The 19,938-nt window shown below is 70.7% G+C and carries 19 protein-coding genes; 9 read left to right on the top strand and 10 right to left on the bottom strand.

The window, feature by feature from the left end; genetic code table 11:
* Positions 1-17: 17 nt before the first annotated feature.
* From QRN26_RS18230 to QRN26_RS18215, 4 genes are all read right to left on the bottom strand, one after another.
* A complete protein-coding gene (locus QRN26_RS18230) occupies positions 18-1,004 on the bottom strand; it encodes a FecCD family ABC transporter permease (protein WP_285037851.1) in 987 nt (328 codons plus the stop codon).
* A gap of 86 nt (positions 1,005-1,090) precedes the next feature.
* The gene (locus tag QRN26_RS18225; RefSeq protein WP_285037850.1) at positions 1,091-2,134 is read right to left on the bottom strand and encodes a FecCD family ABC transporter permease; all 1,044 of its coding nucleotides are present in this window, start codon (positions 2,132-2,134) and stop codon (positions 1,091-1,093) included.
* Positions 2,134-3,159, bottom strand: a complete 1,026-nt coding sequence (locus tag QRN26_RS18220; protein ID WP_285037812.1) for an iron-siderophore ABC transporter substrate-binding protein — start codon at positions 3,157-3,159, stop codon at positions 2,134-2,136. Before QRN26_RS18220 ends, QRN26_RS18225 begins: the two co-directional genes overlap by 1 nt.
* A 239-nt stretch (positions 3,160-3,398) precedes the next feature.
* Positions 3,399-4,229 (bottom strand): helix-turn-helix domain-containing protein, encoded by an 831-nt coding sequence (locus tag QRN26_RS18215; RefSeq protein ID WP_285037811.1) that lies wholly within the window; start codon positions 4,227-4,229, stop codon positions 3,399-3,401.
* Between the two features lie 121 nt (positions 4,230-4,350).
* On the opposite strand from QRN26_RS18215, the gene QRN26_RS18210 reads away from it, so the two are divergent.
* The 3 genes from QRN26_RS18210 to QRN26_RS18200 are packed head-to-tail and all read left to right on the top strand — an operon-like array spanning position 4,351 to position 6,991.
* A complete protein-coding gene (locus QRN26_RS18210) occupies positions 4,351-5,028 on the top strand; it encodes a response regulator transcription factor (RefSeq protein ID WP_056005284.1) in 678 nt (225 codons plus the stop codon).
* On the top strand, positions 5,021-6,379 hold the full coding sequence (locus QRN26_RS18205; RefSeq protein WP_285037810.1) for a sensor histidine kinase: 1,359 nt from the start codon (positions 5,021-5,023) through the stop codon (positions 6,377-6,379). The genes QRN26_RS18210 and QRN26_RS18205 overlap by 8 nt, the downstream gene beginning before the upstream one ends.
* A 57-nt stretch (positions 6,380-6,436) precedes the next feature.
* Positions 6,437-6,991: a hypothetical protein gene (locus tag QRN26_RS18200; protein ID WP_056005291.1), complete on the top strand. Its 555-nt coding sequence runs from the start codon at positions 6,437-6,439 to the stop codon at positions 6,989-6,991.
* Positions 6,992-7,073: 82 nt separating this feature from the next.
* Here the strand turns inward: QRN26_RS18200 and QRN26_RS18195 are convergent, their stop codons facing one another.
* Positions 7,074-8,903: a DEAD/DEAH box helicase gene (locus tag QRN26_RS18195; protein WP_285037809.1), complete on the bottom strand. Its 1,830-nt coding sequence runs from the start codon at positions 8,901-8,903 to the stop codon at positions 7,074-7,076.
* A 92-nt stretch (positions 8,904-8,995) separates the two neighbouring features.
* The gene (locus QRN26_RS18190; protein WP_056777240.1) at positions 8,996-9,823 is read right to left on the bottom strand and encodes a DUF1206 domain-containing protein; all 828 of its coding nucleotides are present in this window, start codon (positions 9,821-9,823) and stop codon (positions 8,996-8,998) included.
* A 114-nt stretch (positions 9,824-9,937) separates the two neighbouring features.
* On the opposite strand from QRN26_RS18190, the gene QRN26_RS18185 reads away from it, so the two are divergent.
* Both QRN26_RS18185 and QRN26_RS18180 read left to right on the top strand, forming a co-directional pair.
* The gene (locus QRN26_RS18185; RefSeq protein WP_285037808.1) at positions 9,938-10,870 is read left to right on the top strand and encodes an alpha/beta fold hydrolase; all 933 of its coding nucleotides are present in this window, start codon (positions 9,938-9,940) and stop codon (positions 10,868-10,870) included.
* Positions 10,871-11,042: 172 nt separating this feature from the next.
* Positions 11,043-12,524 carry an MFS transporter gene (locus tag QRN26_RS18180; protein ID WP_285037807.1) on the top strand — a complete coding sequence of 494 codons (1,482 nt, stop codon included), beginning with the start codon at positions 11,043-11,045 and terminating at the stop codon, positions 12,522-12,524.
* A 22-nt stretch (positions 12,525-12,546) separates the two neighbouring features.
* Here QRN26_RS18180 and QRN26_RS18175 read toward each other — a convergent pair whose 3' ends face one another.
* On the bottom strand, positions 12,547-13,095 hold the full coding sequence (locus QRN26_RS18175) for a dihydrofolate reductase family protein (RefSeq protein ID WP_285037806.1): 549 nt from the start codon (positions 13,093-13,095) through the stop codon (positions 12,547-12,549).
* 121 nt (positions 13,096-13,216) lie between these two features.
* On the opposite strand from QRN26_RS18175, the gene ligD reads away from it, so the two are divergent.
* Positions 13,217-14,242 (top strand): non-homologous end-joining DNA ligase, encoded by a 1,026-nt coding sequence (gene ligD / locus QRN26_RS18170; RefSeq protein WP_285037849.1) that lies wholly within the window; start codon positions 13,217-13,219, stop codon positions 14,240-14,242.
* Positions 14,243-14,303: 61 nt separating this feature from the next.
* On the opposite strand, the gene QRN26_RS18165 is transcribed toward ligD, so the two are convergent.
* The gene (locus QRN26_RS18165; RefSeq protein ID WP_056005310.1) at positions 14,304-14,621 is read right to left on the bottom strand and encodes a hypothetical protein; all 318 of its coding nucleotides are present in this window, start codon (positions 14,619-14,621) and stop codon (positions 14,304-14,306) included.
* A 262-nt stretch (positions 14,622-14,883) separates the two neighbouring features.
* On the opposite strand from QRN26_RS18165, the gene QRN26_RS18160 reads away from it, so the two are divergent.
* Positions 14,884-15,927, top strand: a complete 1,044-nt coding sequence (locus QRN26_RS18160) for an NAD(P)-dependent alcohol dehydrogenase (protein ID WP_056005313.1) — start codon at positions 14,884-14,886, stop codon at positions 15,925-15,927.
* Between the two features lie 21 nt (positions 15,928-15,948).
* Complete coding sequence (locus tag QRN26_RS18155; RefSeq protein ID WP_056005316.1) at positions 15,949-17,172, top strand: MFS transporter; 1,224 nt, start codon at positions 15,949-15,951, stop codon at positions 17,170-17,172.
* On the opposite strand, the gene QRN26_RS18150 is transcribed toward QRN26_RS18155, so the two are convergent.
* Together QRN26_RS18150 and QRN26_RS18145 are read right to left on the bottom strand one after the other, a co-directional pair.
* Entirely contained in the window at positions 17,169-17,936 is a 768-nt protein-coding gene (locus tag QRN26_RS18150) for a PIG-L family deacetylase (RefSeq protein WP_285037805.1), read from the bottom strand. The two genes, QRN26_RS18155 and QRN26_RS18150, sit on opposite strands and share 4 nt — an antisense overlap.
* Complete coding sequence (locus QRN26_RS18145; protein WP_285037804.1) at positions 17,933-19,165, bottom strand: glycosyltransferase; 1,233 nt, start codon at positions 19,163-19,165, stop codon at positions 17,933-17,935. The genes QRN26_RS18150 and QRN26_RS18145 overlap by 4 nt, the downstream gene beginning before the upstream one ends.
* Before the next feature lie 136 nt (positions 19,166-19,301).
* On the opposite strand from QRN26_RS18145, the gene QRN26_RS18140 reads away from it, so the two are divergent.
* On the top strand, positions 19,302-19,727 hold the full coding sequence (locus QRN26_RS18140) for a VOC family protein (RefSeq protein ID WP_056777253.1): 426 nt from the start codon (positions 19,302-19,304) through the stop codon (positions 19,725-19,727).
* Positions 19,728-19,938: the final 211 nt, after the last annotated feature.

Below are 19,938 nucleotides of genomic sequence, written 5' to 3'. Positions count from 1 at the left end.
AGCGCCGCGGGGCCGCGTCACAGCGAGCCTCCGGAGCGGTTCGTGCGGATGATGAGCCAGATGAGGAACGGGGCGCCGAGGACGCCGGTCACGACGCCGACCGGGTAGCGGGTACCGAGCAGGTACTGTCCGGCCAGGTCGGCGACCAGCACGAGGAGCGCGCCGACCAGGGCGGCGGGGACGAGCATCGAGCCGCCGCGACCGACGATGCGGGACGCGATGGGGCCGGACAGGAACGCGACGAACGCGATCGGACCGGAGGCGGCGGTCGCGAACGCGATCAGGCCGACGGCGGCCACGATGACGATCAACCGCGTGCGGTCCACCCGGACCCCCAGGGCGGCGGCGGTGTCGTCGCCCAGCTGGGTCGCGGCGAGGTTCCTCGACTGGCCGAGGAGGACCGGTCCGAGCACGAACAGGGCCGCGACGACCGGCCAGACCTGGGCCCAGTTGGTGCCGTTGAGGCTCCCGGTCAGCCAGCGGGTCGCCTCCTGGAGGTCCCACTGGGCGGCACGGGACAGGATGTAGGCGGTGACGCTGTCGAGCATGGCCGCGATGCCGATCCCGATGAGGATGAGGCGCGTGCCCGCCACCCCGCTGCGGTACGACAGCAGGTAGACGAGGACGGCGACGGCCAGGCCCACGACGATCGCGAAGACGGAGACCGCGGTCGCGCCGAGCGAGAGGGTGACGATGGCGAACGCCGCCGCGGCGCTCGATCCGGCGCTGATCCCGATGATGTCGGGACTCGCGAGCGGGTTCCGGAGCATCGTCTGGAAGGTGACCCCCGCGAGACCGAAGGAGGCGCCGGCGAGGACCGCGAGGACGGCTCGGGGGAGGCGGAGCCGACCGACGGTGAAGCCCGCGCCGGCGACGTCTTCGCCGAGGATGACGCGGACGACGTCCACCGGTGTGTAGAGCGTGTTCCCGACCATGAGGGAGACGAGGAACACGGCGACGATGAGCGCTCCGAGCACGCCCATGACGAGACCTCGGCGCCGCATCCGCGCGCCGCGTCCCGCGGTGACGAGATCGAGTGTGGACGGTTCCTGCCCGGCGATCGTCGGGTGTGTGCTCCGTGCGTCGACGCTCACAGGGCGCTCACCTTCTGCCGGCGCACGATCGCGATGAAGATCGGCGCCCCGATGAGCGCCGTGATGATGCCGACGTCGATCTCGGAGGGGCGGGCGACGATCCGGCCGAGCACGTCGGCGACGGTGAGGAGGACGGCGCCGACGACGGCTGAGAACGGGAGCAACCACCGGTGGTCGACGCCGACGACGAGCCGACAGGCGTGCGGCACGACGAGCCCGACGAAACCGATGGGGCCGGTGACGGCGGTGGCCGCGCCGCACAGCACGACGGACCCGAATGCCGCGGCTCCACGAGCGACCGCGACGCGCTCACCGAGACCGGCCGCGAGGTCGTCACCGAGGGCGAGCGAGTTCAGGCCGCGCGCGGACAGGAGGCAGATGACGAGGCCGACGACGAGGAACGGCAGCACCTGTTCGATCTGCACGAAGGTGCCACCACCGACGCTGCCGATCTGCCAGGACCGCACGCTGCTCGCGATGTCGCCGCGGGGAAGGACGACCGCGGTGATGAACGAGGCGAGCGCGGCGGACGTCGCGGCGCCGGCCAGGGCGAGTTTCAGCGGGGTGGCCCCGCCGCGGCCCAGCGAACCGACGGTGTAGACGAAGACGGCGGAGGCGGCGGCGCCGATGATGGCCACCCAGATGGTGGTGCTCGCCGCGGCGAGTCCGAAGTAGGCGAGGCCGGTGACGACCGCGAGCGAGGCGCCGAGGTTGATGCCGAGGATGCCGGGGTCGGCCAGCGGGTTCCGGGTGACGCCCTGCATGACGGCCCCCGAGACGCCGAGGGCCGCGCCGGCGAGGACGGCGAGGAGGGTCCGGGGGATGCGCTTGGCCACCGCGGCCTGGTCGAAGCCGTCGACACCGCCCGCGAAGGCGCCGAGGACGGCCGACCACTCGACGTCCCGCGATCCGATGGTGACGGAGCAGAGCATGGCCGCGACGAGGACGAGGGCTGCGACGAGGAGCCAGAGCCCGCGAACCCGCCTCGGGCGTCGCACGACGGCGACACCCGAGGCGGGCGGGGTGGCGGTGCCGGTGATCACGCCGCCTTGTCTGCCGCCTGCGCGAGCAGCTCGAGGTAGTCGCCGAGGATCCAGGAGATCGAGAGCGGCGTCGGGTTCGCGGCGGTGCCGAGGGGGCTGGTGCCGGGGAGTGCGACGATCGCACCGTTCGCGACGGCGGGCATCTGCGAGAGCAGCGGGTCGGCCTCGAGCGCCGCGATGAGCTCGTCGCCACCGTAGGTCACGATGATGTCGACGTCACTGAAGGCGTCCGCCTGCTCCGCGCTCTGGGTGAGGGAGAACAGCTCGGTCTCGGCGGAGGCCGTCGCGACGCTCTCCGGGAACGCGAGGCCGAGGTCCTCGAAGAACGCGGTGCGCGTGTCGTGCGTCGTGTAGTAGCTGACCTCGCTGAGGTCGCTCGTGTCGACGTGGGTGAGGAACATGGCGGTCTTGCCCTCGAGCTGCGGGTACGCCTTCGCGGCCTCGGTGATCTCGCCCTCCAACTCGGTGACGAGCGCTTCGCCTTCGTCGGCCATGCCCATCGCCTCACTGTTGAAGAGGATGGTGTCGCGCCAGGACGTGCCCCAGGCGGTCTCCGGGTACGCGACGACGGGGGCGATCTCGCTGAGCGTGTCGTAGTCCTCCTGCGTGAGGCCGGAGTACGCGGCGAGGATGACGTCCGGGTTCGTGTCGGCGACCGCCTCGAAGTCGATGCCGTCGGTCTCGTCGAAGAGGACGGGGGTCTCGGCGTCGAGGGATTCGAGCTTCTCCTCGACCCAGGGGAGCAGGCCGTCGCCGTCGTCGTCACCGAAGTTGGCGGCGGCCATCCCGACGGGGACGACGCCGAGGGCGAGGGGCACCTCGTGGTTCGCCCAGTTGACGGTGGCCACGCGCTCGGGCTTGGCGTCGATCGTCGTCGTGCCGAGGGCGTGCTCGATCGTGATCGGCGTGAAGCCGGCGTCGCCGCCGGCCGCCTCTTCTGCTGACGACGAGGAGCAGGCCGCGAGGCCGAGGGTGAGGAACGCCGCCGCGGAGAGGGCGACGAGACGTGGTGCGCGCTGCATGGGGTCCTTTCGGGTGCTGCTGACTGACGCCGGTGCGCTGGCACGACGAACGACGGCGTCGGAGGACGTCGTCTGCGGTTCGGAGAGGGTGGCCGGTGGAGACCGGCACCGCGCGTGAAGCGGCGGTGATGAAGGGTTGCCTAACCAAAGTTAGCTGGCGGCCGGTGGCAGCGCAATCGAGCGGATACGACGCGTTCCTTTGCGAAACGGACACGTCGGGACCGGGCGCGTGAGCCGCTTCAGCCCGCGCGGAAACGTCCCGGACTCGTCCCGGTGACCCGGCGGAACGCCGTGCCGAACGCCGTGGTCGAGCGGTACCCGACAGCCGCCGCCACCTCGTCGATGCGGTCACCGGCGATGAGACGCGTGATGGCGTGCTGCACCCGGGCAGCGGCGACCCAGCGCGCGAACCCGAGTCCCGTCTCCGACTCGAACGTCCGGGTCACCGTCCGCGTGCTCACGCCGAGGACTGTCGCCCATTCCGCGAGGGAGGTCCCGTCGGACGGACTCGCGCGGAGGCACTCGACGATCGGCGCGAGGAGCGCTGACCGGGGGAGGCGCAGGAGCAGCTCGTGCTCGGCGGGTTCGAGGACGTCCAGGATGGTCGCCTCGGTGGTGGCTCTGGCGCGATCGTCGAGCCCGACCGCGCTCAGGCGGTCGAGCAGGAGCCGCAGCAACGGGGTGAGTTCGACCGCCGTCGGCAGCTCGGAGATGGCGGGCACCTGATCCACACTGAACATCGCGGCCCGCTGCCAGGTGCCGGCGGGCGTCCAGCCGGTATGGCGCACGCCGGCCGGGATCCAGAGCGCGTGATGTGGTGTCACGGTCCAGACACGGTCGCCGACGGTGGCGGTAGACGCGCCGTGGTCGTTCCACAGGAGCTCGTGCGTGGGGTGCGAGTGTTCGTCCCAATGGGTGTCGCGTGCGATCCGCTCGGTGTTCCCACGGATGACGAACGGCACGGGGATCGCTCCCGCCTCGTAGAGCGGGAGTCGACGGCGTACCGGTCCGGTGTCCGCCCGGACGTCGACGGACTGCTCCCACGGGTCGAGGGCGGTGGGGGCGGACACCGCTCCAGCGTACGGGCGTCCGCGCCGGACCGCGTCGCTTCAGCGCTGCTTCAGCTTGCCCGCGCCACACTGGGAGGCGCCGCTCGAGCGTCGACGGCACGGAGCCGAGAGGTCACACCCCATGCGGATACTCGTCGTCGACGATGAGGTACGTCTCGCCGAGGGCGTCAGGAGGGGCCTCGAGGCCGAGGGCTTCGCCGTCGACGTCGCCGCGAACGGGGTCGACGGACTCTGGATGGCCGGCGAACACCGGTACGACGCGATCATCCTCGACATCATGATGCCCGGCATGAGCGGGTACCGCGTCTGCCAGCAGCTCCGCGACGCGGGGGACTGGACGCCGATCCTCATGCTCACCGCGAAGGATGGCGACTGGGACCAGGTCGAGGCCCTCGACACCGGCGCCGACGACTTCCTGAGCAAGCCGTTCTCGTTCGCCGTGCTCGTGGCCCGGATCCGGTCGCTCGTCCGGCGGGGGTCCCGCGAGCGCCCGGCGGTCCTCGAGGTCGGCGAGCTCCGGCTCGATCCCGCATCCAAGCAGGTCCACCGCGGTGACGTCCCGATCGATCTCACCTCCCGCGAGTTCGCCGTCCTCGAGTTCCTCATGCGGCGCGGCGGCGAGGTCGTGTCGAAGCGCGAGGTCCTGCAGAACGTCTGGGACGACGACTTCGAGGGCGATCCCAACATCGTCGAGGTCTACGTCGGTCACCTGCGGAACAAGGTGGATCGGCCGTTCGAGCGGGCGTCGCTCGAGACTGTGCGCGGCTTCGGATACCGACTCGTGGGCGGCCGTGGCTGACGCCGGGCGGCATGATCCGGACACCGCCGGCCGGGCACCGTGGCGGTCCGTCCGCGCTCGGGCGGCCCTGGGCTCGGTGCTCGCCGTCGCCCTGTTCCTCGGCGTCGGTTCCATCGTCTTCGTCGGCCTGTTCTCGGCGACGTTGCGATCCGGCGTCGAGCAGAGTGCGGCGGCCGAGGCTGAGAGCGTCTCCGCGCAACTGACCGACGCCGACGCCACGACGCTGCCCGCGGACGACGGCCGGCTGCTGGTGCTGCTCGAGGACGGGCGCGTCGTCGACCGGACGGACGACGAGATCGAGCTGCCTACCCCGGTCCCGGACGGCGACTCCTTCGTCGCCGTCGTCGACGACGAGTCGGTGCTGTTCGCGAGCGAGGACCTCGAGGTCGACGGACGAGACCTCGTGGTCCTCGCCGGTCGTTCCCTCGAGGAGACCGACGACGCCGTCGGACTCGTGGGGGTGCTGCTCCTGGTCGCCGTCCCCGTGCTCGTGGTGCTGATCGGCGCACTCACCTGGCTGCTCGTCGGGCGTGCCCTGGCACCGGTGGAGCGCATCCGCCGCGAGGTCTCGGAGCTGGGAGCGGGGGAGCTGCATCGACGGATCGACCTGCCCGCGACGGGCGACGAGATCGGACGCCTGGCCGGGACCATGAACGCGTTGCTCGGTCGTCTGGAGGACGCCCAGACGGCGCAGCGCCGCTTCGTGTCCGACGCCTCGCACGAGCTGCGGTCGCCGCTCGCGGTCATCAGACAGTACGCGGAGGTCGCGTCGCTCCACCCGGACCGGGTCGACACGGCCGAGCTGTCCGCGACGGTGCTCGTCGAAGGCGCCAGGATGCAGACCCTCGTCGAGTCGCTCCTGCTCCTCGCGAAACTCGACGAGGGGGCGACGGGTGCCGGACGGCATGCGCTCGACGTCGACGACCTGCTCCTGGCCGAGGCCGGCCGTCTCCGGTCCGTCGGTGGGCTGCGGGTCGAGTCGTCGTCGGTCGCCGCGGCGAGGGTCGACGGCGACGAGGCGCTGCTCGCGCGGGTCGTGCGGAACCTCGTCGACAATGCTGCGCGGCACGCGCGCTCGGTGGTCCGTCTCGGATGCTCGTCCGACGGCCGGTCCGTGAGGATCGCCGTGGAGGACGACGGTCCGGGTGTGCCGGTCGAGCTGCGTGCGCGCGTCTTCGAACGCTTCGTGCGCCTCGACGAGAGCCGATCCCGCGACGCCGGTGGATCAGGCCTGGGACTCGCGATCGTGGCCGACGTCGTGCGGGTGCACGGCGGCTCGGTCGAGCTCGTGGACAGCGGGCTCGGGGGAGCCGCGTTCATCGTGACGCTGCCGGCTTCGCCCGCTTCCTGAACGCGGCTTCAGCTCGCTTCAGGCGCGCTTCAGCGCTCCTCGGACAGTCTGGGGCACATGAACGAGAACACAGCCTCTCAGCCCACCGACCCCACGCAGCCCACCGCAGCCACCGAGCGCATCGAGCCCGTCGAGCGCGTCGAGGCGACCGAGCACACGAACATCCCCGCAGCCCCCGCGTCCAAGCCGAGCTTCTGGCGCCGCAAGCCCGTCTGGATCACCGCGATCGTCGTCGGTGCCCTCGCCCTCGGCGGAGCCGGTGCCGCCTACGCGGTGGACGAGTTCGGAGACGCCGACGACGACCGCGTCGCATCGGCGTCGAACGTCGATCGCGACGGTGGCCCCGTCACCGACGACGCCGCCGCCGGAACCACCGACGACCGCGATGTCAGGGACGCCGACGACGTGCCGCTCACCCAGGACGAGTCGGACGCGGCCTCGAAGGCGGCCCTCGCCGAGGCCAAGGGTGGCACGGTGACCGACGTCGACCGCAGCGACGACCCCGGCGTCGCCTTCGAGGTCGACGTGCTCCTCGACAACGGTGACGAGCTCGAGGTCGCCCTCGACGCCGACTACGCCGTGGTCACGAGCGTCCTCGACCCGCGCGACTGAGGTCGACGCCGCCTGGTGCGGAACGACGAGGGCCGGACGGAATCCCAGGATTCCGTCCGGCCCTCGTCGTGTGCGCGGAGCGCTAGGAGCGCGGCTTGCGGTCGTACGACCCGCCGCCGGTGCCGCCCTCGTCGTCGCGTCGGCGTGCGGGGCCACCGCGGTCGGGACGGAGCTCGATGAGCTTGCCGCTGATCCGGGTGTTCTCGAGCCGGTCGAAGACGTCGTTGCCGAGGCTCGCCGGCAGTTCGACGATCGAGAAGTCCGGCTTGATCTGGATCGCGCCGAAGTCTTCGCGCTTCAGCCCGCCCTCGTTCGCGAGCGCACCCACGATCTGGCGCGGGTCCACCTTCTGGCGACGACCGACCGCGATGCGGTAGGGCGCCATCGGTCCGCTGGACGGACGGCTGCGACGCTCGGGACGGTCGCCCTGATCGCCACGGTCGCCGCGGTCGAACCGCGCTCCGCGGTCGCCGGAGTCGCGGCGGTCGCGTCCGGCGCGGTCGTTGCCACGGTTGGTGTTGTCGAACTCCTCGCGACGACGACGCTCGTCCTCGGCGGAGAGCAGCAGCGGCGTCTCGCCCTGCGACACGACCGCGAGGGCCGCGGCGACGTCGGCTTCGGGGACGTCGTGGTGCGAGACGTAGTGGCCGATGATCTCGCGGAAGCGCTCGATGCGGTCGGTCTGGCCGAGCGCCTCGGTGATGGCGTCGTCGAAGCGGGTGAGGCGCGTGGCGTTGACGTCGTCGACGCTCGGCAGCTGCATCTGGGTGAGCGGCTGGCGGGTCGCCCGCTCGATCGCCTTGAGCAGGTGACGCTCGCGCGGGGTGACGAAGCTGATCGCGTCACCCGTGCGGCCGGCGCGGCCGGTGCGTCCGATGCGGTGCACGTACGACTCGGTGTCCACCGGGATGTCGTAGTTCACGACGTGGCTGATGCGTTCCACGTCCAGGCCTCGCGCGGCCACGTCGGTGGCGACGAGGATGTCGAGCTTGCCGGCCTTCAGCTGGTTGACGGTGCGCTCACGCTGCACCTGCGCCACGTCGCCGTTGATGGCCGCGGCCGAGTACCCGCGGGCGCGGAGCTTCTCGGCGAGGGTCTCGGTCTCGTTCTTCGTCCGCGTGAAGATGATCATCGCGCTGAAGTTCTCGGTCTCGAGGATGCGGGTCAGGGCGTCGACCTTCTGCGGGTACGAGACCGTGAGGTAGCGCTGCGTGATGCTGGCCGAGGTCGTGGTCTTCGTCTTGACCGTGATCTCTTCCGGATTGTTCAGGTACTTGGCCGAGATGCGACGGATCGACGACGGCATCGTCGCGGAGAACAGGGCGACCTGCTTCTCCTTCGGGGTGTCGGCCAGGATCGTCTCGACGTCCTCGGCGAAGCCCATCTTCAGCATCTCGTCGGCCTCGTCGAGCACGAGGTACTTGAGCTCGGTGAGGTCGAGGGTGCCCTTCTCCAGGTGGTCCATGATGCGACCCGGGGTGCCGACGACGATGTGGACGCCGCGGCGGAGCGCGGAGAGCTGCACGCCGTAGCCCTGGCCACCGTAGACGGGGAGCACGTGGACGCCGCGCAGGTGCGTGGCGTACTTCTCGAACGCCTCGCAGACCTGCAGGGCGAGCTCGCGCGTCGGCGCGAGGACGAGGGCCTGCGGCGTCTTCTGCGCGAGGTCGAGCCGGGAGAGGATAGGGAGGGCGAATGCGGCGGTCTTCCCGGTTCCCGTCTGGGCGAGGCCGACGACGTCGCGTCCCTCGAGCAGCAGCGGGATGGTGGCCGCCTGGATGGCGGACGGGGTCTCGTAACCGACATCCTTCAGTACCTTGAGCACCGCGTCGTCGAGGCCGAGGTCGGAGAAGGTCTGCGTAGCGCCGGCGGGTTCCGCCTCGGGCTGCGTCGTGGAATCAGAAGACGTCATACTCCTAACGGTAGTCGCAACGCAAGCGTTTGCAGGACATCGTCTGGAGCTGACGCCGCCGCGTCGCCGCCCGAGGCGTTCGCCTCAACGGGTCAGAGGCTGCCCCAGCGGGCGCGGGCGCCGCAGAACAGTCCGTAGGCGATGAGGCCGAGACCGACCACGAGCAGGATCACGACGCCGAACGGGAGTGCCGCGAGCGCGGAGATGGCGCCGTCCATCCCGGAGGCCTTCTCCGCGTCCTGCGTTGCCGCGGCGACGATGAAGAGGATCCCGACCGTGACGAGCGCGACCCCCTTGGCGACCCATCCGACGATCCCGAGGACCACGACGGCCCGCTTGGTCGTGCCGGTCGGCGGGTGCACGTCCTCCAGGAACTTCTGCGTCACGCCCTTGAAGACGAAGAAGCCGCCGATGCCGATGACGACGAGGCCGACGGCGATGACGACGAACACCCCGCCGGGGGAGGACAGGAGCGTCGCCGTCAGGCCCGTGCTGGACTGCGACGAGTCGCTGCTGCCGCCGAGGGCGAAGGTCAGTGCCGTGGATCCGACGGCGAGGTAGGCGATCGCGCGTCCGGCGGTCGAGATGCGCTTGCTCCACCGTTTCCGGGTGTCGGACTCGCTGACGAGGAACGCCGCGATGACGGTCCACAGCCCGAGTGCCAGCAGGCCGGCGGCGACGACCCAGATGATCACGATCCCACCCGGCGTGCCGGCGAGCGTCTTGAGCGCACCGGACTGGTCGGCGTCCCCGCCGCCCGATCCGCCGCCCGACAGCGCGATCGAGATGGCGATCCCGCCGATGAGGACGTGGAGGAGCCCGTTGACGGCGTGGCCGGTGCGGGCGAGCGTTCGGAGGGTCGTGCTGTTCTTGGCGGTTCCTGCGGCGTGGTCTGCGGTGGCGCGTGCGTTCGAAGGCATCAGACCACGCTAGCCGCCGCGGACTCGTGCCGACGGGGGGTTGCGCACCCGGCAGGCGGGCCGGCCGCCGACAGACGTCCGATCCGGATGGTGCCTCGTTTCCGAATGATCCGCATGTCCTCGAACCACTCCCGTCCTGCCGTGCCCGACCGTGCTTCCGCCATCACCGCCGATGAGACCGCCCTGGGACTCGGACGCGTCACGGTGGACACGGACATCGGACCCGTCACCGTGCGAGCGGGTCGTGAGGCAGGGGGACCGGCCACGATCCTCCTGCACGGTGCGGCAGGCTCCTGGACGACCTGGTCGCCGTTCCTCCGCGCCGACGACGAGCGAGGCGCGGTCGTCGACGACGTCATCGCCGTGGACCTCCCCCGGTGGGGCGAGTCACCGACGGCCGCTCGGGGGACGGTGAGCGTCCGATCGCTCTCGGTCGCGGTCGCGACCGTGGCCAGAGCGCTCGGCTACCGTTCCTGGCGGGTCGTCGGGCACTCGCTCGGCGGCTTCGTGGCACTCGATCTCGCCGTCCTCGAGCCCGACGCCACGATCCGTGTCGACCTCGTCTCGCCGACCGGCGTCGGTGTCGTCGAGGCGATCCGTCACCCCGTGACGGGCGGCGTCCGCCTGCCGTGGTTCGCGGGCATGCTCGTCGGCATGCGCGTGCTGGAGGTGCTGGGCTCTCGGGGCCCGGCACTCCTCCGCCTCCTGAACCGGGCTGGACTCCTGGCGCCACTCATGTCACCGCTCTTCGGACGACGCCGCGACCTCGACCGGTCCGTCGTCGACGCACTCGTCGCAGACGTCCGACCCGCGACCTTCCTGGCGGCGACGCGTGCTGCAGCCGCCTACGACCTCCACGGGTGGCGCGGTGTGCGCTGTCCCGTCCGCTGCACCATGGGCGGCCGAGACGTCTTCGTCGGTTCCGACGACGCGGCCGTCCTCGCGGCGCTCGTCCCCGACCTCCGGGTGCACACGTTGGCCGGGACGGGTCACTTCGCCGCGGTGGAACGGCCTGAGGCGGTCCTGGAGCGATACACCGCCGACTGATCCCGCGGTCTGCCGGGCGTGTTGCGTCAGGGATCCGCTATCCTGGAAGCCTGCCCGACTTCGTGGTTGGGGTGGTTGATCGTCCGCACCGTGCTGCATTCGCGCCGTGTGTCGAGCATCGATCTGGGGCTGGAAACCCCCAGCACCCGCACCCCTCGCTCGGAGGTCCCCTATGTCTGCGTCCGCAGCCACCAAATCCCACGCCACCGCACCACCGTCCGGCTCGACCGGTCGCCGTTGGTGGGTGCTCGTCGTCCTCGCGATGACGCAGCTCATCGTCGTGCTCGACGGCACGATCGTCAACATCGCCCTGCCGGCCGCCCAGCGCGAGCTCGACCTGTCCGACACCCAGCGTCAGTGGGTCGTGACGGCCTACGCGCTGGCCTTCGGCGCGCTGCTCCTCCTCGGTGGCCGGATCGCCGACTACTGGGGTCGGAAGCGCACCTACCTCGTCGGCATGGTGGGCTTCGGCGCAGCGTCGGCGTTCGGCGGATTCGCGCAGAGCGGGACCGAACTCATCGTCGCCCGCGGCCTGCAGGGCGTCTTCGCGGCCCTCATGGCGCCGGCGGCGCTCGCCCTGCTCACGGTGACCTTCACCCACGGCCGCGACCGCAACACGGCCTTCGCCGTCTTCGGTACGGTCGCCGGAGCCGGCGCGGCCGTCGGCCTCATCCTCGGCGGGGTGCTCACCGAGTTCGTCGACTGGCGCTGGTGCCTCCTCGTCAACGTGCCGTTCGTCATCGTCGGCCTGATCGCCGGACTCATCCTCGTGACCGAGAGCAAGGCCGAGGGTGACAACCGCTACGACTGGCTCGGCGCGATCACGGTCATCCTGGGACTCGGTTCCCTGGTGTACGGCTTCACGCTCGCCGAGGGCGGTTGGGGCAGCATCGACACCATCGGCTTCCTCGCGCTCGGCGCCGGGCTCCTCGCGCTGTTCGTCGTCATCGAGATGCGCGTCGCCCAGCCGCTGTTGCCGCTGCGGATCGTCGCCGACCGCGTGCGCGGCGGAGCGTTCCTCATGCAGATGATCGTCGGCAGCGTCATGATCGGCGCGCTCCTCTACCTGACCTTCCATCTGCAGATCGTGCTCGGCTTCCCGCCGCTCGAGGCGGGGATCGCGACCCTGCCGATGACCGTCGCGATCATGATCGTCGCGCCCATCGCCACCAAGCTCCTGCCGGCGATCGGTCCGCGCCCCCTGCTCATCGTCGGTCCGCTGATCGCCGCGGTGTCCCTCGTGTACCTCAGCCGCATCACCGCCGACGGGAACTACTTCGTGCAGGTGCTCCCGGCGCTCATCGTGCTCGGGATCGGCATGGCCATGGTCTTCGTGCCGATGCAGAATCTGGCGCTGACCGGTGTCGCCCCGCACGACGCCGGAGCCGCCTCCGCAACGGCGAACGCCTCGATGCAGATCGGCGGCTCGATCGGGCTGTCGGTCTTCACCACCGTCTACGCCAGTGTCACCGACCAGGCGACCGTCACCGATCAAGCGTCACAGCTGGTGGCGTTCACCCAGGGCTACTCGGCCGCATTCATCGCCGCTGCGGTCGGACTCGTTGTCGCGAGCCTCATCGCCGTGGTCTGCATCCGCGGCCGCAAGGAGGACCTCCTGCCCTCCGGTGACCAGCAGGCGGTCCACCTGGGCTGAGTCCGCCCGCCCGCGCGCGTCTCTAGTTGCGGGGTGCGTAGGTCGAGAGCACGTTGCCGGAGCTCGTCTGCACGGAGCGGACGAGCTCCAGCCGCGTCACGGGGTCGCTCGGCTCGAACAGGTGGCGCCCGGCGCCGGCGACCACCGGGTGGATCATGAGCGTGAGGCGGTCGAGCAGGCCGGCGAAGAGGAGCTGCCGCACGACGGAGATGCTCGCCTGCACGGCGATGCGCCCACCGTCCTGTTCCTTGAGGTCTGCGACGAACGACTCGAGCGCGCTCGGGATGACAGATGCGTTCTCCCAGGCCAGAGGGCCCGTCAGCGTGCGCGAGGCGACGTGCTTTCGAACCGGGTTGATGAACGAGCCGAACGGGTCGTCACCGTCGACGGTCGGCCAGAATGCGCTCCACTGCTCGTAACTCACACGGCCGAGGAGGACGTCGTCGATCGGTGAGATCGCCTCGGTCATCATCGCCCCCATGTCGGCGTCGAAATGGTCGAACTGCCACTGGTCGGGCGATTCGACGACACCGTCGACGGACTGGAACAGCGACGCATGGACCTCGCGCATGGTGGCTCCTTCGCCAGAGTAGGGCTGCCTGCCTGTCCGGCGGACGTGTCCGTTCTACTCCGCTCCGGCCATGAGCACCACCCTCGTGACGACCTCCGGACGGACGCGTACCGTGTCCGGCATGGCCAGCACCGCGATCGTCCTCACCGTCCCCGGACCGCACGGCGACCGGGAGGTGCGGCTGTCGAGTCCTGAGCGGGTGCTCTGGGAGGAGCCCGGCATCACCAAGCAGGAGCTCGCCGAGTACCTCATCGAGGTGGCACCGGCGTTCCTCACCGCCAACGGCGACCGGCCCGTGTCGCTGCAACGTTTCCCGGGCGGTGTCGACGGCGAGTGGTTCTTCTCGAAGAACCCGCCGAAGGGCGCTCCCGCGTATGTGCGTGCGGTGGACGTCGTGTACCCGAGCGGGCGGCAGCACCCGCAGCTCGTCCTCGATGAGGCGGCAGCGGTCGTCTGGGCGGCGCAGATGAACACCGTCGTCTTCCATCCATGGCCGTCGCGGGCGGCCGACCCCGATCGGCCAGACGAGCTGCGGATCGACCTCGACCCGCAGCCGGGCACGGACTTCGCCGACGCCGTCCGCGTGGCCGCCTCGCTGCGGGAGCTGCTGACGGAGGTCGGGTTGACCGGCTTCGTGAAGACCTCCGGGAACCGAGGCGTCCACGTGTTCGCCCCCATCGAGCCGGAGCACGAGTTCCTGGACGTCCGTCACGCGGTGATCGCCGCGGCGCGCGAACTGGAGCGGCGGGATCCGTCCCGGGTGACGACCTCCTGGTGGAAGGAGGAACGCGGCGAGCGCATCTTCGTCGACTACAACCAGGCGAACCGCGACCGGACCATGGCGGGCGCCTACAGTCCGCGCGCGCTGGCGGCGGCGACGGTCTCGTGCCCGGTCACCTGGGACGAGCTGCCGGAGATCGACCCTGGCGCGTTCACGGTCCGGACGGTGCCCGAGCGGCTGCGGTCGGTCGGCGACCCGTGGGCGGGGATGCACGATCACCCTGGACGGATCGACGTCCTCCTGCAGTGGTGGGAGCGGGACCTCGAGCAGGGCCTGGGCGAGCTCCCGTTCCCTCCCGACTTCCCGAAGATGCCGGGGGAGCCGCCGCGGGTGCAGCCGAGTCGGGCGAAGCACCCCGAGGAGTGACCCGTGGACGCACGAACGCCCGGTGATCGTGGATCACCGGGCGTTCCGTGGGTGCTCGGGGCTATTCGGCCTTGCCCAGGGCGAAGCGCACGCCGCCCTGCTCGTCGATTTGCGCGTCGAGGACGGCGTCGCTGAGAGCGACCGCTGCGGACTCCTCGAGGAACACGGTGGCTCCTGCGCTCTCGATGACCTGGTCCGCTTCATGCGGCGTCGCCGTCATCGTGACTTCGAAGTTGTTGTCGTCGGAGCTGCTGATGCGAAGTCCGGCGCCGTGCGTGAGCGACGACGCGTCGTCCGGGACCACCAGTCCCGGGGTGAGTGGTGCGTTCTCGGCGAGGGTCTTGACGACTCGGCCGGCGTTCTCGGTCAGGGTGAGCATGTGTGTTCTCCGTTCCGTTCGCGAATACGAGTTCCCCACCTTGCTCGGCTTCGGCCCGGGGCGCCACCAGCTCGGCGATCCTCTGCGGGAACTGCCAAGCAACTCTGCAGGGATTCACACCTGGCGGGTCGGCCTTAGCACACCTCGGACGTGAGCTCTTGGGGGAGGCCCGGGCGGAGTGGGCTGCTAGCGTCGAAGGTGCTGTCCGGCGCGATCACCCCGCCCCACGGCACCCCCCAACCCCCACAGCTCGAGGAGTCCTATGACCACCGTCGCCGCCATCATCAAGCCCACTGCCGACGCCCCCTTCGAGGTCGGTTCGATCGAGCGCCGCGCTCCGCGGGCCAACGACGTCGTCATCGACGTCCTCTACGCCGGCATCTGCCACAGCGACATCCACCAGGCCCGCGAAGAGTGGGGCAAGGCCATCTTCCCGATGGTGCCCGGTCACGAGATCGCCGGTGTCGTCACCGAGGTCGGCGAGGGCGTCACGAAGCACCGGGTCGGCGACCGCGTCGGCATCGGCTGTTTCGTCGACTCCTGCCGCGAGTGTGAGAACTGCGTCGCCGGCGAGGAGCAGTTCTGCCTCAAGGGCAACGTCGCCACCTACAACGGACGCGAGTACGACGGCGAGCCCACCTACGGCGGGTACAGCAAGCAGATCGTGGCCGATGAGAACTACGTGTTGAGCATCCCCGAGGGCATCGAGCTCGACGTGGCGGCTCCGCTGCTGTGCGCCGGGATCACCACCTACTCCCCGCTGAAGCACTGGGGTGCCGGTCCCGGCAAGCAGGTCGCGATCGTCGGCATGGGTGGCCTCGGTCACATGGGCGTGAAGATCGCTCACGCACTCGGCGCCGAGGTCACCGTCCTCAGCCAGACGACCTCCAAGGAGGCCGACGGCAAGCGCTTCGGAGCGGACCACTACTACGCCACCGGCGAGGAAGGCACGCTGCAGTCGCTCCGTGGCCGGTTCGACCTCATCATCAACACGGTCTCGGCCGACCTCGACATCGACGCGTACCTGTCGACGCTGAAGCTCAACGGCTCGATGGTCTTCGTCGGCCTGCCGGAGAACACCCAGCAGTTCCGTGTGTTCTCGCTCGTGGGAGGCCGCCGCTCGCTCGCAGGCTCGAACATCGGCGGCATCCGCGAGACGCAGGAGATGCTCGACTTCTGCGCCGAGCACGGCATCGGTTCGGAGATCGAGCTCATCGGCGCCGACGAGGTCGAGGGCGCGTACGACCGCGTCGTCCGCAGCGACGTCCGCTACCGCTTCGTCATCGACACGGCGACGATCGGCTGATCGCACCGTTAGCCTGAGAACATGATCCGGCTCCCGTTCCGTCGCCCAGGCGGAGCGGGAGCCGTTGCTCGTGAGCCGCTCGGTCGCGAGGTCCTCGTCCTCGGTGGCGTCGCGTTCTTCGTGATGCTCGGCTTCGGGGTCGTGATCCCGGTGTTGCCGGTCTACGTCCGCAGCTTCGGGGTCGGCTATCTCGAGGTCGGAGCGGTCGTCTCCGTCTTCGCGCTCATGCGCCTCGTGGCGAACCCGTTCGTCGGAGCGCTCGTCGACCGGATCGGCGAGCGGGTGGTACTCGCCTCCGGGATCGGGATCGTCGCCGTCTCGAGTGCGTTGGTCGGCCTGGCGGCGGATTACCCGCAGCTGCTGCTGCTCCGTGGCGCGGGCGGGATCGGATCGGCCATGTTCTCCGTGGCCGCCATGACCCTGCTCCTGCGGACGACCGCGCCACACCGCCGAGGCCGGGCGGTCGGCTTCTACCAGGGCGGGTTCCTCGTCGGCGGCATGGCCGGCCCGGCCGTCGGTGGGCTGCTCGCGACCATCTCGCTCACGGCGCCCTTCTTCTTCTACGCCGGGACGCTCGCGATCGCGGGTGTCCTCGGCCTCGTCATGCTGCGGGGCAGTCGGATCGCCGCGCCCACCGAGCACGCAGCACCCGCCGAACCGTTCCGGACCGTGCTCCGCGACCGTCGGTACCAGGCGGCCCTCCTGGCCAACTTCGCCAACGGCTGGGCGTCGATGGGGGTCCGCGGCGCGCTCGTCCCCGTGCTCGTCGTCGAGGCGCTGCACGAGGAAGCGGCCTGGACCGGTGTCGCGTTCGCGATCGCAGCCGTGGCGCAGACCCTGGCGCTCGGGCCGGCCGGGCGCTTCGTCGACACCGTGGGTCGACGCCCGGCGATGCTGGTGGCCTTCCCGGTCGCTGCGCTGGCCCTCCTCGCGATGCCTTTCGTCGGCGAGCTCTGGATGCTCGTCGTCGCGCTCTGTGTCTACGGCGTCGCGGCCGCATTCCTCGGGACGGCGCCGGCGGCGGCTGTCGGCGACGCCGCCGGCGGACGGGGTGGACGCGCTGTGGCGGTCTTCCAGGCGACATCGGATCTCGGCGCCATCGTCGGCCCGCTGGTCGCCGGGGCACTGCTCGACGCCTTCTCGTTCCCCGCGGCGTTCGGCTCGGCGGTCGTGCTCATGCTGCTCGTCCCGGTGCTCGCCGCCCGCATGCCTCGGGAGCACCGCGAACCCGCCGCGGCGGGTTAGGGCGTACGGAGGCGGAGACCGACCGAGGTGGTGATGTCCTCGCGCTGGCCACCCGAGTGCACGAGCTGCGTGCCGTCGACCGTCAGCTGACTGGCGTGTTCGTGCAGCGCGCGGGTGACCTCGGGCAGCCGGTGTTGGAGGTCGAACCAGACGGCGTCATCGTGATCGGGGTCGAGGGATTCCTGGTGGTGCACGATCTCGGCGAAGGGTGTCCTGGTCCGCGCTGCCGCCGCGAGAGCCGCCTCGTGCATCCGCAGGTGGTCGGGGTGTCCGTAGCCTCCTCCGTGGTCGTAGCTGATCAGGAGGTCGGGGGAGACGTGTGCGATGAGCGCGGCCAGGTCTCCGGCGACCTCGTCGAGTGGCGCGAGCGAGAACGCCTCCGGTCGGACGTCGTCGGCTGGCCCTGCCAGCCCCTCCCGCACCCAGCGCATGCCGGAGTCGACGTACCGCGTCGTCGTCCCCGGTCGAGCGGCAGGCGGCGTCCCGAGCCAGTACTGCGCGGTGATCCCGAGGGCGGCGCAGGCGGCGGCGAGTTCCGCCTCGCGGTGCGCGGCGAGTGCAGCGGTTCCGGCGAGCGTGCGCAGGGGGCCGTCGACGACTTCGCCGCGCTCGCCCCGCGTCGCGGTCACGAGGACGACCGTGATCCCGCGGGCGACGAGGTCGGCGATGAGCGCCCCCGTCGCGAGCGTCTCGTCGTCGGGGTGGGCGTGCGCGACCAGGACCGTTCGCGCGCGTTCGAGCGCTGGCCTGAGACCGTCGGTCACGACGCGGACGTCGCCGCGGACGCGCCTCGTGGGGACCGGGCGGCGGCGAGGGGCCGGTAGACGTCGACCAGGGTGTCGCCGGAACGTTGCCAGTCGAAGTGCTCGGCGCGCTCCCGAGCCGTGGTGCCGAGGCGAGCGAGTCGCGTCTGGTCGGTCAGGAGCCCGGCGACGGCCGCTCCCCACACCGCTGGATCGCGGGACTCGAGGACGATGCCGGTCTCCCCGTCGACGACTGCCTCCCGCAGGCCACCCGACGCGGCGGCGACGGTCGGCACGCCGCTCGCCGCGGCTTCCAGCGCGACGAGACCGTACGTCTCCGAGTGGGAGGGGACGAGCACGAGCGTGCTCTCGCGGAACAGCGTGGCGAGCCCGACCCGCGACTGCGGCCCGACGAAGCGGACGTCGTCGGCGACACCGAGGTCACGGGCGAGGGCGGCGAGTTCCTCCGCATAGCGGTCGTAGTCGACTGAGACGTCGCCGGCGATGACGAGTTCCGGGCGCAGTTCGAGCGGAACCGCGGCGATGGTCTCGATGGCGAGGTCGAAGCCCTTCAGCGGGTGCAGGCGACCAGCGACAACCGCCGTCGGACGACCGGAACGGGCACCGCCGAGCGGGTGGAAGAGCGTGCCGTCGACACCGGGCGGCACGATCGACACCCGATCGGGGCGGGCTCCGAGTCGGGTGATCGCGGTGTCGGCCTCGGCCGCGCTGATCGCGACGACGGCGTCCGACTCCGCGGCGAGCCACGCCTCGCCTGCCAGACGCCCGGGGGACTCGGCACGCTCGCCGTGGGAGAGCGGCGTGGTGGACTCGGCGGCGATGCTGTGGAAGCTCTGCACGTGCGGAACCGCCAGTTCACGCGCGAGAGGGAGTGCGGCCATGCCCGAGAACCAGTGGTGGGCGTGCAGGACGTCGTACCGCGGCAGCCGGGCGAGCTCCGAACGGAAGTCCTCGACGAACTCCTCGTGTCGACCCTTCGCGACCGGCTCAGCGGGTCCGGCGTCGAGGAATCGCAGCGTCACGCCGGGGGCGAGGGCGGAGGAGGACGGCTGGCCGGCGGAGGACCGCCGGGTGATGACGTCGACCTCGTGCCCCGCGGCGCCCATTGCGACGGCCTGATGACGCACCACGACGTTCATCCCGCCGGCGTCACCGGAACCCGGCTCGTCACCGGGGCTGGTGTGGAGCGAGATCATCGCGATGCGGAGGGGCTGGGGTTGCGAGGGCACCAGACGAGCCTAGTAGCCGTGAGCGTCCCGGCCCCTCGTGGCGGAGCCACCAGAACGTGCTCGCGCATCCGACGCCGGAGGTTGAGAATGATCGCGAGACGAGTGCGACGGTGCACCCGCCCAGGAGAAAGGGACGATCATGACGACGCTCAACCCGTATCTCGGCTTCCGCGGGACAGCCCGCGAAGCGATGGAGTTCTATCAGGGCGTCTTCGGCGGCGAACTGACGGTGTCGACGTTCGGCGACTTCGGTGCCGCGGTCGAGCCGGACGAGGTCGATCTGGTGATGCACTCCCAGCTGACCGGCGACGCCGGGATCGTCTTCATGGGATCGGACACGCCGAAGCACATGGACTACCGCGAGGGTAACAACTTCTCGATGTCACTGAGCGGGCCGGACACCGACGAGGCCCGACTCCGCGAGTACTTCGAGCGGCTCGCGGACGGCGGCACGGTCCAGCAGCCGCTGAGTGTGGCCCCCTGGGGTGACTCCTTCGGCATGGTGCAGGACCGCTTCGGCATCACCTGGCTGGTGAACATCGCCGCCCCGGCGCAGGGGTGACGTGGGTGCGATGAGCGGGTGTGCCCGAGAGACGCCGGTCCCTGGGCTTCGCGCATCGCCTTCGACGTTCGGTCCCTGAGCCTGTCGAAGCGTTCCTCGTGGGCACTTCGACACGCTCAGTGCCCGGGAGGGGTGTGCCCGCGCCGTCACTGGCTGTCTCGGACAGCTGTCCGAGAAGTCGTGGTACACTGGCCTGAATGCCTCGCACATC

The organism is Plantibacter sp. ME-Dv--P-095 (assembly GCF_030209365.1).
In the GTDB taxonomy this organism is placed as follows: Bacteria; Actinomycetota; Actinomycetes; order Actinomycetales; family Microbacteriaceae; genus Plantibacter.
This window is presented reverse-complemented; position numbering and strand designations above follow the sequence as displayed.

What these genes read in the sequence shown, in the direction of transcription:
- QRN26_RS18195 (WP_285037809.1), bottom strand. Translation starts at nt 8,903, where the DNA reads ATGACGTCTTCTGATTCCACGACGCAGCCCGAGGCGGAACCCGCCGGC.
- QRN26_RS18185 (WP_285037808.1), top strand. Translation starts at nt 9,938, where the DNA reads ATGTCCTCGAACCACTCCCGTCCTGCCGTGCCCGACCGTGCTTCCGCC.
- QRN26_RS18210 (WP_056005284.1), top strand. Translation starts at nt 4,351, where the DNA reads ATGCGGATACTCGTCGTCGACGATGAGGTACGTCTCGCCGAGGGCGTC.
- QRN26_RS18230 (WP_285037851.1), bottom strand. Translation starts at nt 1,004, where the DNA reads ATGCGGCGCCGAGGTCTCGTCATGGGCGTGCTCGGAGCGCTCATCGTC.
- QRN26_RS18220 (WP_285037812.1), bottom strand. Translation starts at nt 3,159, where the DNA reads ATGCAGCGCGCACCACGTCTCGTCGCCCTCTCCGCGGCGGCGTTCCTC.
- QRN26_RS18155 (WP_056005316.1), top strand. Translation starts at nt 15,949, where the DNA reads ATGATCCGGCTCCCGTTCCGTCGCCCAGGCGGAGCGGGAGCCGTTGCT.
- QRN26_RS18165 (WP_056005310.1), bottom strand. Translation starts at nt 14,621, where the DNA reads ATGCTCACCCTGACCGAGAACGCCGGCCGAGTCGTCAAGACCCTCGCC.
- QRN26_RS18200 (WP_056005291.1), top strand. Translation starts at nt 6,437, where the DNA reads ATGAACGAGAACACAGCCTCTCAGCCCACCGACCCCACGCAGCCCACC.
- QRN26_RS18190 (WP_056777240.1), bottom strand. Translation starts at nt 9,823, where the DNA reads ATGCCTTCGAACGCACGCGCCACCGCAGACCACGCCGCAGGAACCGCC.
- QRN26_RS18180 (WP_285037807.1), top strand. Translation starts at nt 11,043, where the DNA reads ATGTCTGCGTCCGCAGCCACCAAATCCCACGCCACCGCACCACCGTCC.
- QRN26_RS18175 (WP_285037806.1), bottom strand. Translation starts at nt 13,095, where the DNA reads ATGCGCGAGGTCCATGCGTCGCTGTTCCAGTCCGTCGACGGTGTCGTC.
- QRN26_RS18160 (WP_056005313.1), top strand. Translation starts at nt 14,884, where the DNA reads ATGACCACCGTCGCCGCCATCATCAAGCCCACTGCCGACGCCCCCTTC.
- ligD (WP_285037849.1), top strand. Translation starts at nt 13,217, where the DNA reads ATGGCCAGCACCGCGATCGTCCTCACCGTCCCCGGACCGCACGGCGAC.